12 protein-coding genes are annotated in these 14,560 nt (G+C 62.6%); 9 read left to right on the top strand and 3 right to left on the bottom strand.

Features of this window, described 5'->3' with window-relative positions:
* The first annotated feature begins 144 nt into the window (after positions 1 to 144).
* The 4 genes from CT3_RS10280 to CT3_RS10265 all read left to right on the top strand — a co-directional run bounded on the left by CT3_RS10280 (position 145) and on the right by CT3_RS10265 (position 5,592).
* Positions 145 to 1,695, top strand: a complete 1,551-nt coding sequence (locus CT3_RS10280) for a methyl-accepting chemotaxis protein (RefSeq protein WP_066534225.1) — start codon at positions 145 to 147, stop codon at positions 1,693 to 1,695.
* A 443-nt stretch (positions 1,696 to 2,138) separates the two neighbouring features.
* Positions 2,139 to 3,689 carry a methyl-accepting chemotaxis protein gene (locus CT3_RS10275; RefSeq protein WP_066535939.1) on the top strand — a complete coding sequence of 517 codons (1,551 nt, stop codon included), beginning with the start codon at positions 2,139 to 2,141 and terminating at the stop codon, positions 3,687 to 3,689.
* A gap of 294 nt (positions 3,690 to 3,983) precedes the next feature.
* Positions 3,984 to 4,484, top strand: a complete 501-nt coding sequence (locus CT3_RS10270) for a hypothetical protein (protein WP_066534226.1) — start codon at positions 3,984 to 3,986, stop codon at positions 4,482 to 4,484.
* Between the two features lie 271 nt (positions 4,485 to 4,755).
* Complete coding sequence (locus CT3_RS10265) at positions 4,756 to 5,592, top strand: alpha/beta fold hydrolase (RefSeq protein WP_066534227.1); 837 nt, start codon at positions 4,756 to 4,758, stop codon at positions 5,590 to 5,592.
* 173 nt (positions 5,593 to 5,765) lie between these two features.
* On the opposite strand, the gene CT3_RS10260 is transcribed toward CT3_RS10265, so the two are convergent.
* Positions 5,766 to 5,960: a hypothetical protein gene (locus tag CT3_RS10260; protein WP_066534228.1), complete on the bottom strand. Its 195-nt coding sequence runs from the start codon at positions 5,958 to 5,960 to the stop codon at positions 5,766 to 5,768.
* A 237-nt stretch (positions 5,961 to 6,197) separates the two neighbouring features.
* Between CT3_RS10260 and tsaA the strand changes: the two genes are divergently transcribed.
* From tsaA to CT3_RS10235, 5 genes are all read left to right on the top strand, one after another.
* The gene (gene tsaA, locus CT3_RS10255) at positions 6,198 to 6,698 is read left to right on the top strand and encodes a tRNA (N6-threonylcarbamoyladenosine(37)-N6)-methyltransferase TrmO (protein ID WP_066534229.1); all 501 of its coding nucleotides are present in this window, start codon (positions 6,198 to 6,200) and stop codon (positions 6,696 to 6,698) included.
* A 208-nt stretch (positions 6,699 to 6,906) separates the two neighbouring features.
* Positions 6,907 to 7,866 carry a DMT family transporter gene (locus CT3_RS10250; RefSeq protein WP_066534232.1) on the top strand — a complete coding sequence of 320 codons (960 nt, stop codon included), beginning with the start codon at positions 6,907 to 6,909 and terminating at the stop codon, positions 7,864 to 7,866.
* 359 nt (positions 7,867 to 8,225) lie between these two features.
* On the top strand, positions 8,226 to 8,894 hold the full coding sequence (locus tag CT3_RS10245) for a c-type cytochrome (RefSeq protein WP_066534233.1): 669 nt from the start codon (positions 8,226 to 8,228) through the stop codon (positions 8,892 to 8,894).
* 16 nt (positions 8,895 to 8,910) lie between these two features.
* Positions 8,911 to 9,924, top strand: a complete 1,014-nt coding sequence (locus CT3_RS10240) for a c-type cytochrome (protein ID WP_066534237.1) — start codon at positions 8,911 to 8,913, stop codon at positions 9,922 to 9,924.
* Positions 9,925 to 10,488: 564 nt separating this feature from the next.
* Positions 10,489 to 11,373: a TlpA disulfide reductase family protein gene (locus CT3_RS10235; RefSeq protein WP_066534240.1), complete on the top strand. Its 885-nt coding sequence runs from the start codon at positions 10,489 to 10,491 to the stop codon at positions 11,371 to 11,373.
* 40 nt (positions 11,374 to 11,413) lie between these two features.
* Here the strand turns inward: CT3_RS10235 and CT3_RS10230 are convergent, their stop codons facing one another.
* Both CT3_RS10230 and CT3_RS10225 read right to left on the bottom strand, forming a co-directional pair.
* Entirely contained in the window at positions 11,414 to 12,637 is a 1,224-nt protein-coding gene (locus tag CT3_RS10230) for a GGDEF domain-containing protein (RefSeq protein WP_066534242.1), read from the bottom strand.
* Between the two features lie 662 nt (positions 12,638 to 13,299).
* Positions 13,300 to 14,523, bottom strand: a complete 1,224-nt coding sequence (locus CT3_RS10225; RefSeq protein WP_083520326.1) for a serine hydrolase domain-containing protein — start codon at positions 14,521 to 14,523, stop codon at positions 13,300 to 13,302.
* Positions 14,524 to 14,560 lie beyond the last annotated feature (37 nt).

Genomic DNA, 14,560 nt, shown 5'->3' with positions numbered 1-14,560 from the left:
ACGCAATTCTCTGATAATCGGTATTACTTTCAGTTACTTTTTGCGGTAATTCACAGCTTGCTGCGCTTTCCTGCTCTTTCCTGCGCCGATGGCATGGTTCCCGTTCCGGCTGCGTGAACGTCTTCTGTGGAATGGATGAATGCGATGAAGTTTTCCAAGCTCAACATTGGTGCCCGTCTGGGCCTGGGCTTTGCCGTGGTGCTGGCGTTTGCCGTGGTAATCACCGGCATCGGCATGTGGCAGATGCACTCCGTGGGCAAAGCCACGCAGCGGATGCTGGAAGAGTCCTTGACCAAGGAACGCCTGATCAGCGACTGGAGCAAATTTGTCACGGTGGGGGTGACGCGCACCACGGCCATCGCCAAGAGCAGCGACGCCAGCCTGGTGCCTTTCTTTGCGGCGGAGGCCGCTGCCTCCTCCAAGAACGCGGTGGAGCTGCTGAATCAGTTTGAAAAGCGCATCTCCATGCCGGCCGAGCGAGAGATCCTGGACAAGATTCTGGAGATCCGCAAAGCCTATCTGGCCACGCGCGACAAAGTGGGCAAGCTCAAGGCCGAAGGCCTGACCAGCGAGGCGGATGCAGCTTTGGCGAATGACTACGCGCCGGTGGCCCAGGCCTATCTGCAGCAGCTCGAAAAGCTGCTGAGCCTGCAGCGCTCCAGCCTGGACGCCAATGCGGCCGAAGTGCAGGCCATTGAAAACACCAGCCAGACCTATTTCGTGATTCTGGCCGTGCTGGCCCTGGCCATTGGCGCCGTGAGCGCCTGGCGCCTGACGCAGGGCATCACCGCCCCGCTGCGCAATGCCGTCACCGTGGCCCGCCGTGTGGCCGATGGCGACCTGAGCACCGACATCCGCGTGACTGGCACCGATGAGACCGGCCAACTGCTGCAGGCCCTGCACGACATGAATGCCAGCCTGGGCCGTCTGGTCGGCCAGGTGCGCCAGGGCACCGACAGCATTGCCACCGCATCCAGCCAGATTGCTTCGGGCAACCACGATCTGTCTTCGCGCACCGAAGAGCAAGCCAGTTCGCTGCAGCAGACGGCCGCCTCGATGGAGCAACTGACGTCGACCGTCAAGCAAAACGCCGACAACGCCAGCCAGGCCAACCAGCTGGCCCTGTCCGCCTCGGACGTGGCCGTCAAGGGCGGTCTGGTGGTGTCGCAGGTGGTGGAGACCATGGGCGCCATCAGCACCTCGTCCAAGAAGATTGCCGACATCATCGGCGTGATCGATGGCATTGCCTTCCAGACCAATATCCTGGCCCTGAACGCCGCCGTGGAAGCAGCCCGTGCGGGTGAGCAAGGCCGTGGCTTTGCGGTGGTGGCATCCGAAGTGCGCTCGCTGGCCGGGCGCAGTGCCGAAGCGGCCAAGGAAATCAAGCAACTGATACAGGCTTCGGTGGACAAGGTCGAGGAAGGCAGCCTGCAGGTCAGCCAGGCCGGCCAGACCATGGACGAGATCGTCAGCAGCGTGCAGCGTGTGACCGACATCATGGGCGAGATCACTGCGGCCAGCCAGGAGCAGACCTCCGGTATCGAGCAGATCAACCGCGCCGTAGCCGAAATGGATCTGGTGACCCAGCAGAACGCGGCCCTGGTGGAGGAGTCCACCGCAGCTGCGCAGTCCATGCAGCAGCAGACCGGCGATCTGTCGCAGATGGTCAGCGTGTTCCGCCTGAAACACGCCTGAGAGAGGCCCTGCACCTGGCAGCACAGGCTGCATGCCATCTCCACAGCCCGCCTTTGGCGGGCTTTTTTATGCCAGTGCCTCGCATGAAGGCAGGGGAGTGCTCTAGGGGGCTCTTTTTCTCCACGCCGCCGCATCGGTGTTTCATGACGTTTTTGAACTGCCCGGGTTGAATAGGCGGAAACAAATGCTGTACCTGCATGGCTTTCAACTGCTTTGTGCTTTTCTATGGGCCTCTGCGTGATCCATAGTGATTTTTGATGCAGCGCAAAATTTCATCGCACCACAAGCAATTCACGGGATAATCCCTATAACGTTCTGTTACTTTTGCGGTAGGCGTCTGCCATTCCGCATAACTTTTCCCCCTCCGCTCCACAGCCACTACCGTCAACGTAACGGTGTTCTTTCAGGCTGCGCGGACTTCTTTTCTGGAATGGATGGAAGCGATGAATTTTTCCAAGTTCAATATCGGTGCCCGCCTGGGCCTGGGCTTTGCCGTGGTGCTGGCATTTGCCGTGGTGATCACGGCCATCGGCATGTGGCAGTTGCACTCCGTGGGCAAAGCCACGCAGCAGATGATGCAGGAGCCGCTGACCAAGGAGCGCCTGATCAGTGACTGGAACAGCAATGTCAGCGTGGCGGTGGCCCGCACCACGGCCATTGCCAAGAGCAGCGATGCCAGCCTGGTGCCCTTCCTGGCTGCCGATGCCGCCGCCACGGCCAAGGGTACGGCCGACGTGCTCAAGCAGATCGAGCCTTTGATCTCCCTGCCGGCCGAGCGCGAGATCATGGACAAGATCATGGCCATCCGCAAAACCTATATCGCCAGCCGCGACAAGGTCAGCCAGCTCAAGGCCGAGGGGCTGTCGGAGGAAGCCGAAGCCACGCTGGTCAATGCCTTTGTGCCTGCTGCACAAGGCTATCTGAAGCTGCTGAGCGAGTTGCTGAGTCTGCAGCGCTCCGGTCTGGACGCCAAGGCCGCCGAAGTGCAGGCCATTGAAAACACCAGCCAGACCTATTTCGTGATTCTGGCCGTGCTGGCCCTGGCCATTGGCGCCGTGAGCGCCTGGCGCCTGACGCAGGGCATCACCGCCCCGCTGCGCAATGCCGTCACCGTGGCCCGCCGTGTGGCCGATGGCGACCTGAGCACCGACATCCGCGTGACCGGCACCGATGAGACCGGCCAGCTGCTGCAGGCCCTGCACGACATGAACGCCAGCCTGGGCCGCCTGGTCGGCCAGGTGCGCCAGGGCACCGACAGCATTGCCACCGCATCCAGCCAGATTGCTTCGGGCAACCACGATCTGTCTTCGCGCACCGAAGAACAAGCCAGCTCGCTGCAGCAGACGGCCGCCTCGATGGAGCAGCTGACGTCGACCGTCAAGCAAAACGCCGACAACGCCAGCCAGGCCAACCAGCTGGCCCTGTCCGCCTCGGACGTGGCCGTCAAGGGCGGTCTGGTGGTGTCGCAGGTGGTGGAGACCATGGGTGCCATCAGCACCTCGTCCAAGAAGATTGCCGACATCATCGGCGTGATCGATGGCATTGCTTTCCAGACCAATATCCTGGCCCTGAACGCCGCCGTGGAAGCGGCCCGTGCGGGCGAGCAAGGCCGTGGCTTTGCGGTGGTGGCATCCGAAGTGCGCTCGCTGGCCGGGCGCAGTGCCGAAGCGGCCAAGGAAATCAAGCAACTGATCCAGGCCTCGGTGGACAAGGTCGAGGAAGGCAGCCTGCAGGTCAGCCAGGCCGGCCAGACCATGGACGAGATCGTCAGCAGCGTGCAGCGCGTGACCGACATCATGGGCGAGATCACTGCGGCCAGCCAGGAGCAGACCTCCGGTATCGAGCAGATCAACCGCGCCGTGGCCGAAATGGATCTGGTGACCCAGCAGAACGCGGCCCTGGTGGAAGAGTCCACCGCAGCCGCGCAGTCCATGCAGCAGCAGACCGGCGATCTGTCGCAGATGGTCAGCGTGTTCCGCCTGAAACACGCCTGAGAGAGGCCATGCACCTGGCAGCACAGGCTGCATGCCATCTCCACAGCCCGCCCTTGGCGGGCTTTTTTGTGCCTGCGCCCGGCATGTAGGCCGGCGCTCTTACCTCTCCATGCCGCAGCGGACAAGCTGTAGTCCGACGAGCAAAGATACACCGATACAGGAACATGGCCCGGAAGCGGCCACACAAGCAACCTCACCTAACAAGGGAGCTGTGCCATGGCGGCGCCTCAGGCGTAGCATGGAGCCAGGACACTGCCACACAGCGTGCGTGCAGGGCCCGGCAAGGAGGCTGTCATGACATATCTCCATACTTCGCACCGCCGCCCCGTGGATCTGGTCACCGATGAGCCCAGCCGCGATCACCCCGTCGGCACTGGACTGGGCGTGGCGGGTGGCGCGGCTCTGGGCGCCGCAGTGGGCCTGGCTGGCGGCCCGTGGGCGGCGGCAGTGGCATCCGTGGTGGGGGCCGTCGTGGGCGGACTGGCGGGCAACACCGTGGCCCAGGCCCTGGTGCCAGATGCCGAGGAGACCTACTGGCGCGATGCCTACCAGCATGAACCGTACTACTCGGACGCCTACACCTACGATGACTACGCTCCGGCCTATCGCGCCGGGTACCACAGCCGCAAGAGCGGCCAGGGCCATGAGGAATGGAGCTACACCCGCCAGGAATGGGAGCGCCGCTGGGATGCCGAGCATGCCCACAGCCGGCTGAAATGGCCGGATGCCGAGCACCCCATCCGCGCGGCCTGGGAACGGGCCAACCGTGCGTATGTACAGGAAGGCGGCTACTGAGCGCCGCTGTTCGGCACCACGCCATGCAGACGCGGCCTCCCTGCTCAGGCGGCGTGCTGCACAACCATGCGCAGGCGCGGCAGACCACCTAAGGAGGGGTGCAGAAAAAATCGCACAACACAGCGCAGACTGACCTGGGCCGCAACCTGGGAAATACGTCCAATGGTCGAGCGCACCGCCTTGCTGCAGCGCACTGTCAGGAATGGCCTACAGACGATCGGCCCGTGGTTTGCAACGCTGTGCGTTCCTTTCCGCCCGCAAGGAGTTCGCCATGCCGTATCTGCCTCTTACCGCTTCCAACCAGCCCGGCTTGCACCTGTACTACCAGGATGTCGGTGATGGCCCGCCTGTGGTGCTGATCCACGGCTGGCCACTGAGCAGCCGCAGTTGGGAAGCCCAGGTGATGCCGCTGGTCGAGGCCGGCTACCGTGTCATCAGCTATGACCGGCGCGGCTTCGGCGCTTCGGGCCAGCCCTGGGAAGGCTATGACTACGACACGCTGGCCCAGGACCTGCACACGCTGATCACCGCACTGGAGCTCAAGGGCGCCACGCTGGTGGGCTTTTCCATGGGCGGCGGCGAAGTGGCCCGCTACGTGGCCACCTATGGTACGGCACAGGTGGCGAAGGCCGTGTTTGCGGCGGCCGTGCCGCCCTGCCTGTTCAAGAAGGCCGACAACCCCGACGGCCTGCGCACCGACAAGGACATTGCTGACCGCGAGCGCACCGTGCGCGCCGACCGCCTGGCGTTTCTGGATGAATTCACGCAGAAATTCTTCACCCCCAAGGGCGGTGAGTTGCTGGTCAGCGAAGCCCAGCGCCAATACGCCAAACTGATTGCCGCCATGGCTTCGCCCAAGGCCACGCACGACTGCATTGGCGCCTTCTCGCGCACCGATTTTCGGGACGATCTAGCCCAGTTCCGCATTCCCACGCTGGTACTGCACGGAGACAGCGACCAGATCGTTCCGCTGGAAGCCAGCGGTGCACGCACGCATCAGGCCATCCCAGGCAGCAAGCTGCATGTGATCCAGGGCGGGCCGCATGGCTGCAACCTCTCACACGCCAAGGAATTCAACCAGGTGCTACTGGACTTTCTGAAAAGCTAGAGCGAGAGCTCCGGGCACCTGCGTCGCTGGGGACCATGCGCACCCGAGGCCGCCTGGGTCGGGTAGGCTGCGATGCAGCCGCTCTCCCTCTGCATCTCCTCTGGTGGCACAAGCCCCAAGCATCCGGCATACCACGCCATGGCGGGGCGTCATTCCGAACGCATGGCATGCGTTCAGCCTGCAGCTTCCTGGCGCGGCGGCTCGGGTGATACATCGATCTGCTGGCGCACCCAGGCGGCCCCGCCCAGGCGCATTAGCTTGGCCCGCTGCACAGCGGTCATCGGCAGATTGACGCGACCCATGGGCGCATCGTAGATGGCCTTGCGGCCGCTTCCAGGTTTGCGTGGCTTGCGGTGGATATCGGTCATGCAAAAAATACGCGCGCACATGCTGCAGCGCAGGTTCTGGGCGTTCCAAGGGGCTCGGCGGGCCGTGTGACACATGTCCTGCTATGTCCCCTATTCCTTTGATAGAGGACGATAATACCCCTCGCTATTCAAAATAAGAATAGCGAAATAATCCGCTGCATTTCACTCGACCAAAGCGCGCCGCCACTGCATCGTCGGTCCGTACACCACACGCTGCGCAAACTACCTCTGCCATCGATGACCGCTCCTGACACGCTTTCCTACCCCATCACTCTGCAGCCCATCGGCTTTGTGCGCAGCCCCTTTCACAGCCCTCAGGGCATGCCCATCCAGACCGTGGTGGCGGCCAATGTCCCAGGGCAACTGGAGCTGCTGGCGCACTACCAGCCCGGCCTGCGCGACATCGAAGGCTTTGAGTTCCTGATGCTCATCACCCATCTGCACCAGGCAGTCGAAAAACTAGAGGTCGTGCCTTTCATGGATGACCACAGCCACGGCGTCTTTGCCACACGGGCGCCGGCACGCCCCAACCGGCTGGGACTGTCCATCGTGCGCCTGGAACGCGTGCAGCAAGGCTGCCTACATTTCACCGGCAACGACATGCTGGATGGCACGCCGGTGCTGGACATCAAACCCTACGTGCCGGCTTTGGATGTGCGCCATACCGAACGCATTGGCTGGTTCCAGCACGGGCTGCAACGGCTGCCGACGGCGCAGTCGGACGATCGCATGCGCTGAACCAGACACCAAGCCACCCATACGCAAGGCGCACACGCACGCAGGAGACCCACGGCCCTGACCGCTTGCGGCATGATGGCAGGCGTTTTGCTTGCGCCTGATGGCAACAGTCCGGCTTGTTCCCTACACCAGGGATCCGCTTTTCGCCCGGCACCGCCTTCTGGCGCCCTCTTACGGTCTCTCTCCCTTGCCTTCGCCCCGTTGCACCATGTCCCATCCGCCTTCCAAACCTGTGGCCTATTTCTGTCTGGGCCTGAGCATGACCATGGTGGGCTGCTATGTGGCACTGACCAAACCGCTGGTGGCAGCCATCCCTGTGTTCTTGCTGGCCTGGCTGCGTTTCGGGATTGCCGCCGTGGCCATGGCGCCGTGGCTGCGCAAGACCGGGGTGGAAGTGCCGATGACCCGCCAGACGCGCGGACTGCTGTTCCTGGAGTCTTTTTTCGGCAATTTTTTGTTCACGCTGTGCATGATCACCGGCGTCAGCCTGACCAGTGCCGTGTCGGCCGGCGTCATCATGGCGGCCATCCCGGCAGCTGTGGCCGTGTTCAGCTGGATCTTTCTGAAGGAAAAAGCCAACGCCCGCACCTGGTGGGCAATTGCACTGGCGGTGGCCGGCATTGCCTTGCTGGCACTTGCACCCGGCCACCCGGGTGCACATGGCGCGGACGCTGATAGCAGCAGCCTGTCCACGGAAGGCAGCCGCAGCCTGATCGGGCATCTGCTGCTGGTTGCCGCGGTGCTGTGCGAGGCCTCATATGCCGTCATCGGCAAAAAACTCACGGCGGCACTACCACCCAAGCGCATCACGGCCATCATCAATCTGTGGGGTCTGGCGCTGTCCACGCCCATGGGCATCTATATGGCGCTGCAGTTTGACTTTGCTGCCGTGGCCAGCGGCATGTGGTGGCTGTTGCTGCTGTACGCGCTGGCTGCCAGCATGTGGACCGTGTGGCTGTGGATGACGGGGCTGCGCACCGTGCCCGCCTCGCAAAGCGGTATTTTCACCGTGCTGCTGCCGGTGAGTGCCGCCCTCACCGGGGTGCTGCTGCTGGGTGAATCGCTGCAGCCGCTGCAGTTGTTGGCCCTGGGTATTGCACTGGCCAGCGTGTTGGTGGCCACGGTGCCCGTACCCGGGCGCGCGGCCAGTGTGCCGGCCGCCAAATAGTGCCACTTCCTGCCTGCCGCCATGGCGCGCAGGCCTATACAGCCCCGGCCGGTGATGCGCGGGACGATGGCACCCGGCACCGGCCGGACCATGCATCCTGGAAGCATGGGGACCATCCGCCCGGCCAGCTGCACGCTGATGTGTACAGCCAGGACCATCCTTGTGTCCGGCCCGGCGAGGTGAGCGGCACATTCGGACCGAGTGCACGGCCCTTAATCCGCACTTAATCCCTTGCCCCTAACCTTCAACGGGTCAATGCCTGTCGGGTGTCTGTGCGCCTGCGGGGCATGCACACGCCTGGGGCTCCCGCCACGCGGCTGGCCCCAGCTTTTCTGCCCTCTCTCCATTCTGTCATCCCTATGTCTGTCCCCAAGGCCCCTCCCCACGGGCTGGCCTGCCTCGCCCTGCTCGCAGCCTGCCACTTTCCCGCATGGGCTGCCGATGTCAACGCCGGCGCCAAGATTGCTGCCAACGGTGGCTCCCAGGGGGCTGCCGCCTGCGCGTCCTGCCACGGCAGCAACGGTGAAGGCACGGCCTCCTTCCCGCCGCTGGCTGGTCAGTCTGCAGGCTATCTGGAACGCCAGTTGCACGACTTTGCGGCCGGCCGACGCAAGGCACCCACCATGGAGCCCAATGCCCGTGCGCTGACCGACGCGGAAAAAGCCGACGTCGCGGCCTATTACGCCAGTCTGAAACTCCCCATCCAGAGCAAAGTGGGTCCCCTGCCCAAAGCCAAGGATGGCAATGGCGCCTGGCTGGTGGAGCGCGGCCGTTGGGAAGACGGCATTCCTGCCTGCGCCAAATGCCATGGACCGGGCGGCACTGGCGTGGGTGTGGATTTCCCCGCCATCGGCCATCTGAGCGCGGCCTATATGCAAACCCAGGTGGATGCCTGGAAGAACAAAAGCCGCCAGGCCGGTCCGCTGGGCCTGATGGGCTCCATTGCCCAGAAGCTCAGCCCCCAGGATATCCAGGACGTTGCGGCCTATTACCAACAACAGCACGGCAGCGCTGCCGCTTCCCACTGAAAGGCAGACCCCGGATATGACCACGGACTCTTCTGTGCACACCACGGCAGACCGCCAGCACGCCAGCGGTACGCTGGGCGCTGCTTTGGCAGTGGCTTTTTGCGCCATCCCGCTGGTGGCCGCCATCGGCGGCATTGCCTACAGCCTCCCCGACACCCCCAAGGCACAACGCGCTGCGGCCGAGAAAGCCGCCCAGGCCGCCAAGCAGGCCCAGACCGCGCAAGCCGTATTGCAACCGGCGGCATACAGCGTGCCCGATGCGCGCGCGATTCCGGACAGCAAGATGGGAGAGTGGATCCAGCGCGGTGAAGCCATCTTCCTGCGCACGCCCGAGAATGCCAAAGGCTTTTCCGGCAATTCGCTCAACTGCGTGAACTGCCACCTGGACGCCGGTCGCCTGAAGAACGCGGCGCCCATGTGGGGGGCCTACCCGCTGTACCCGGCCTATCGCAAAAAGACGGACCATGTCGACACCTTTGCCGAACGCGTGCGTGGTTGCTTCATGTATTCCATGAACGGCAAGGCACCGGACGATGGCCACGACATTTTGGTAGCGGTGGAAGCCTATGCCTATTGGATGGCGCAAAAAGCCCCCCTTGGCGAAAAATTGCCCGGCGCCGGCTTCCAGAAATTGTCCCAAGCCGAGGTGGCGCCCACCTTTGAAGCGGGCCAGAAGGTCTATGCGGCCAAGTGCGCGCTGTGCCACGGCGACAGCGGCCAGGGCCAGAAGAAAGACGGCGTGACGGTATTTCCGGCCCTCTGGGGCAAGGACTCCTACAACTGGGGAGCCGGCATGCACGAGATCGACAAGGCGGCCAGCTTCATCAAATCCAATATGCCATATGGTCTGCACAACGACCTGAGCGACCAGGAAGCCTGGGAGGTGGCCACTTTCATCAACAGCTTCGAGCGCCCGCAGGATCCGCGCTTCAATGGGGATATCGCCCGCACGCGCGAGGTCTTTCACAACAGCCCCAACTCCTTGTACGGCGTGGAAGTCAACGGAAGGCTGCTGGGCAAGGGCGTCTGAACGACTGGCCTGTATTGGTGTGGGCTGGCAGGTGCTCGGCCCTCATCGCTCGCCTCGGCACAGGTGGTTGGCGCGGGGCTGCCCGAATCGGGCCAGCAGACACGCCCGGAGCGCAGGCTGCACCCCATGCTTTGGAGCTGCTGGCACGCGCTGCATTCCAGCTTTGGTTGGGTCCTGAACTAGGCAGGGCAAAGGCGTAGCGAGGCTTGTGCGATCGGTACTTAATCCCCTCCTAACGCAAGCAGGGCCCAATCTGACCGTCAGCCTGTTGCGCGCCCACGGTGGGCAACGTCCAGGCTGACGCTTGTGCTTCCCCCCGGTCGCCTTGGGCCGGGGGATTTTTTTGGCCCGCTGGTCTGCGATGCACTTCGGCACGGCCGCCGCGCCAGCTGCATTCCCACGCCAGCTGCCGCCTGATGCCACGACCGCCGCTGAAGCTCTGCGCCCTTTGCCGACTGGCTGCGGGTGCGCTGCTATCCATGCCGCAGCACCCTGCTTGGCGCGCTACGGTAGGCTGTGCGACTGGGCTCCTTGCCCGCCCCTCCCTCTTGACCCGGATATGTGATGGAAGAAGTCTTGCGCATCGGCCCTCTGGCCCTGCCCCTTGCCCCCTTGCAACTGTTTGCCGCCTGGTGGCTGGGCGATGCCCTGGCCCAGCGCCGGGCCGCGCGCAGCCAGCAGATTTGGGGCTGGCATGGCTGGCTGTTACTGGTCTGCGGCTTGCTGGCGGCGCGCGCCGCCTTTGTGTTGGAGTTCGCGCCCCACTACGCCCAGCCTGCCTGGGCGGCATTCGACATCCGTGACGGAGGATGGACCGCCAGCGTGGGCACGATCGCCGTACTGCTATATGGGGCAACGCTGTGGCTGAGGCGCCATCCGCTGGCCCCCGCCGCCATGGTGGGCATTGCCGGTGCTCTGGCGCTGTGGTTGGGTGCGCAAGGGCTTCGCCAAGCCATGGCGCCCGGTCAGGCACCACTGCCCACCTTCTCCGCCGTGGCGCTGGATGCACGCACCGTGCAGCTGGATCAACTGGCCCAGCAGCAAGGCCAACCCCTGGTCATCAACCTCTGGGCCACCTGGTGCCCGCCATGCCGCCGCGAGATGCCCGCCCTGCTGCAAGCCCAGCGTGAGCACCCGGACGTGCGCTTTCTCTGGGTCAACCAGGGAGAGTCGCCGGAAACCGTGCTGCAGTACGCGGCCCAGCAGCGGCTGCCTCCCGCCCAGGTGTTGCTGGATGAACGCCAGGAACTGGGCCGCTTGCTGCGCAGCAGTGCGCTGCCCACCACGGTGTTTGTCGATGCCCAAGGTCGCCAGAGCGCGTTGCGCGTGGGCGAGCTCTCTACCGCGACACTGGCACAGCATCTGCAGCCATTGCTGAAGCCAACGGGGCCTGACACCGACGCGCCTTCCGCTGCCTCGCCCGCTCTGCAAGAGCCTGTGGCCCGATAACACCTGCGCCGTCCGCACCGTAGGACGTGCACCACGCAGGCTACATCGCCGTCTTGGTCGTGTCGGATGGGCAGTCTGTGCGCTGGACGGGCAAGCCATTCTGGGCGCAGGCGGCCAGCTCCACCCGGTTGCGCCCGGCAGCCTTGCCGCGGTACAAGGCGGCATCGGCCTCCTGCATGGCCGCCTCCAGACCTTGCGCGCCCATAAAGTGGTGCGACACACCCACGGTGACCGTACAGTGCAGCATCTGCCCCCCGCCCGCCATGGCAACGGCCTGGCTTTCGATGGCGGCCCGCAGGCGTTCTGCCAGTTGCATCACGCCATCCACATCGCTGTCCAGGCAGATGGCGACAAATTCTTCCCCCCCGATGCGTCCGGTCAGATCGCCGCGGCGCACCGTGTGGTGCAACACCTGCGCCACATGGCACAGCACCGTGTCACCCGCCTGGTGGCCGTAGCGGTCATTGATGCGCTTGAAGTGGTCCACGTCCACCATGAGCGCATGCGCCGGCACGGCCTTGCGGGAGTTGAAATACAGCTGCAGCGCATCGTTCAGCCCACGGCGGTTGAGCAGTTGCGTCATCGGGTCACGCGCTGCCAGATTGCGCAGCTCATCCGTCAGCCTGCGCAGCACCAGCCAGATGATGGATGGCGGCAGCACCGTCGCGAGGAAAGACATGTAGATATAGAACACCAGCTGGAAATCGGCATCCATCTGCAGCGCTGCCAGCCCGCCACTCAGCAATTTGACGAATTTGACTGCATTGAGCACGCAGATGCCAAAGATCAGGGCCGCAAAAAACACCATCTCGCCGTACAAGTCCTTGGCAAAGGTGCGCACCCCATAGACCACCGTGCCGGCCATCAGCAGGAACATCAGCGCCGAAACGCCCGACAGCATGGCGTAGCGCGCCACCGGCCCCAGGCTCCACTGCACCAGCACCTGGGCCATGCTGTAGACGGCCGCAAACACCAGCAGCGGCCGCAGCAACGGTACGGGCCGCCCAAAAAAACGCATGGCCCCCAGCCAAAAGGCCACCGGGGACGCCAGTGTCAGCGTGTGGTTGACCACGCTCATCACACTCCAGGCCGGCCCGCCTTCCACCAGTTGCAGCACATAGGCCAGCCCCAACAGCAGATTGCCCACGGCAAAAAAGTCCAGTCCCATCTTCTTGCCATGCAGGCGCTTGCTGATGAGCAGGAACATCGCTGCAAAGCACAGCAGGTGTGCGCACAGCATGCCAACAAGAATGGTTGCAACCATGGAAAAGTGAAGGGGTACCAAGTAGGGCCTGTACAGAACTGCCGCCGCAAAGCGCCCCGGCCCGCAGGACAGCACTTTGCTCACATGTGGATCAGGAAAGCTGCGCCGGCCCATCGCGGCGCAGTCGCTCAGCGTAATAAACGATCAGAGTGTAAGACCTGGCGGTAAATAGCAAGCCTTTGACGGTCTGGGCGGCTGTTGATTCGCCGTACACAGATGCTTGCTGTCGGCCAGTGCACCAGCCATCGGACCAGGCCATGAATCCACAGGTGCCCCTGGCACGCGCGCTTGAGGCGTTGGTGGCTGCATTTTCAATGCAACAGGTATCGGATTATTCAGTGCATGAGCAAACCCAGATGCTGCATTTATATTCTTAATACCTGCTTGCATTAATCCATGAACGGACAATGAAGAACAAAGCCGTGAATTATAATTTTCTAACCGTGAAACATGAATTAATGTAGCGCAATCGCATTGCAATAAATAGTTTATTGAATATTTCCCTATTAAATAATTAGATAATATTCTGTTTTCATGTGTTATAAAACGAATTTCCCATATCCTCTCTGAAGATTAATATTTATCTTTACAAGAGATCAACAATAATGATCTTCAAAACAGAAAAGCGCCCTTTCGAGCGCTTTTCATGGTTCACCCATGCCTTACCGCAAGGCCTGCACCGCTGCAGCAAAGAAATCATTGTCATTGATGGTGTTCTTGCCCGTGGGCTTGGGCAAGGCCCCCCACACCACGATCACTGTGTTTTCGCGCGGGTTCATGTAGACATGCTGGCCAAAAATGCCGCGTGCTTCAAAGGCACCTTCGTTGGGCGTGCCCTGGGACTTGGGAATGGGCCACAGCATGTAGCCGTAGTCCACCGGTTTGCCGTCCACCATCTTGGGGCTGCCTGCATCGGCCACCCAGCCGGCAGGCAACAACTGCTCATTGCCCACTTTACCGCCCCCCATCAGGAACAGGCCAAAACGCCCATAGTCGCGCAACGTGGCCGACAGGCCGCTGCCCCCCACTTCCAGGCCATTGGGAGATTCCAGCCACCAGGTAGCGTCGGACTCCATGCCAAACTTGGCCCACACACGCTCGGACAAATACTGCGCCACAGGCTTGCCTACGGCTGCGCGCACCAGGGCGCCGGCCACATGGGTTTCGCCCGTGCTGTAGTTCCAGCGCGTGCCGGGGGCGGCTGCGCGGGGCAACTGGGCCATCAGCTTGAGCACGGCCCCGGGCGTCTGGGCGTTCTGCACTTCCAGCATCTTGCGGCGGTCGGAAGCCGGGTCGGTATAGGTTTCGTTCCACTGCACGCCGGAAGCCATTTGCAGCAGATTGCGCACCGACACACCATCGTAGGCACTGCCCTTGAGTTCGGGCAGGTACCGGGTCACCGGATCGTCGATGCTCTTGATGAACCCGTCTTGAATGGCAATACCCACCAACGTTGCGGTGATGGACTTGACCACCGACATGGACATCCAGCGGGTTTGATCGCTGTTGCCCAGCTCATAGTCTTCAAATGCAATTTTTCCGCTCTTGATCACCAGCAAGCCGCTGACGCGGTTGATCGAAACATAATCGTACAAGTCGTAGTTCTTGCCATTGGATGCAAAGCTGAAATTCTTCAGCTGCACATCGGATTTTGGCAACGGATAAACTGTCTTCCCCTTGTGGATGGTGCGGGTCGAAAACAAACGGTCGATATTGCGGAAGGTGTTGGCCTGCACATCCGGCAGCAGTGCACCGTCGTAAACCTGCTGTACGGTACCGATACGTTCCTTGCTGTGCACATTGGGCAGGCCGTCGGCCATGGCAGCTGTACAGAAAATGGAAATCAAGGCCAGAGAGACGGCATTCAGGGTGTGGCGCAAAAGCATGGTGATTTGTCTCCAATCCGATTATTTTTGAATGAAT

Source organism: Comamonas terrigena NBRC 13299 (genome assembly GCF_006740045.1).
Lineage (GTDB): Bacteria > Pseudomonadota > Gammaproteobacteria > Burkholderiales > Burkholderiaceae_C > Comamonas > Comamonas terrigena.
Note: the sequence above shows the minus strand (reverse complement) of the source record. Positions and strands in the feature narration are given on the sequence as shown.

Coding starts and splice junctions, on each gene's coding strand:
- CT3_RS10265 (WP_066534227.1), top strand. CDS start 4,756: ATGCCGTATCTGCCTCTTACCGCTTCCAACCAGCCCGGCTTGCACCTG.
- CT3_RS10235 (WP_066534240.1), top strand. CDS start 10,489: ATGGAAGAAGTCTTGCGCATCGGCCCTCTGGCCCTGCCCCTTGCCCCC.
- CT3_RS10260 (WP_066534228.1), bottom strand. CDS start 5,960: ATGACCGATATCCACCGCAAGCCACGCAAACCTGGAAGCGGCCGCAAG.
- CT3_RS10275 (WP_066535939.1), top strand. CDS start 2,139: ATGAATTTTTCCAAGTTCAATATCGGTGCCCGCCTGGGCCTGGGCTTT.
- CT3_RS10230 (WP_066534242.1), bottom strand. CDS start 12,637: ATGGTTGCAACCATTCTTGTTGGCATGCTGTGCGCACACCTGCTGTGC.
- CT3_RS10225 (WP_083520326.1), bottom strand. CDS start 14,523: ATGCTTTTGCGCCACACCCTGAATGCCGTCTCTCTGGCCTTGATTTCC.
- CT3_RS10245 (WP_066534233.1), top strand. CDS start 8,226: ATGTCTGTCCCCAAGGCCCCTCCCCACGGGCTGGCCTGCCTCGCCCTG.
- CT3_RS10270 (WP_066534226.1), top strand. CDS start 3,984: ATGACATATCTCCATACTTCGCACCGCCGCCCCGTGGATCTGGTCACC.
- CT3_RS10250 (WP_066534232.1), top strand. CDS start 6,907: ATGTCCCATCCGCCTTCCAAACCTGTGGCCTATTTCTGTCTGGGCCTG.
- CT3_RS10240 (WP_066534237.1), top strand. CDS start 8,911: ATGACCACGGACTCTTCTGTGCACACCACGGCAGACCGCCAGCACGCC.
- CT3_RS10280 (WP_066534225.1), top strand. CDS start 145: ATGAAGTTTTCCAAGCTCAACATTGGTGCCCGTCTGGGCCTGGGCTTT.
- tsaA (WP_066534229.1), top strand. CDS start 6,198: ATGACCGCTCCTGACACGCTTTCCTACCCCATCACTCTGCAGCCCATC.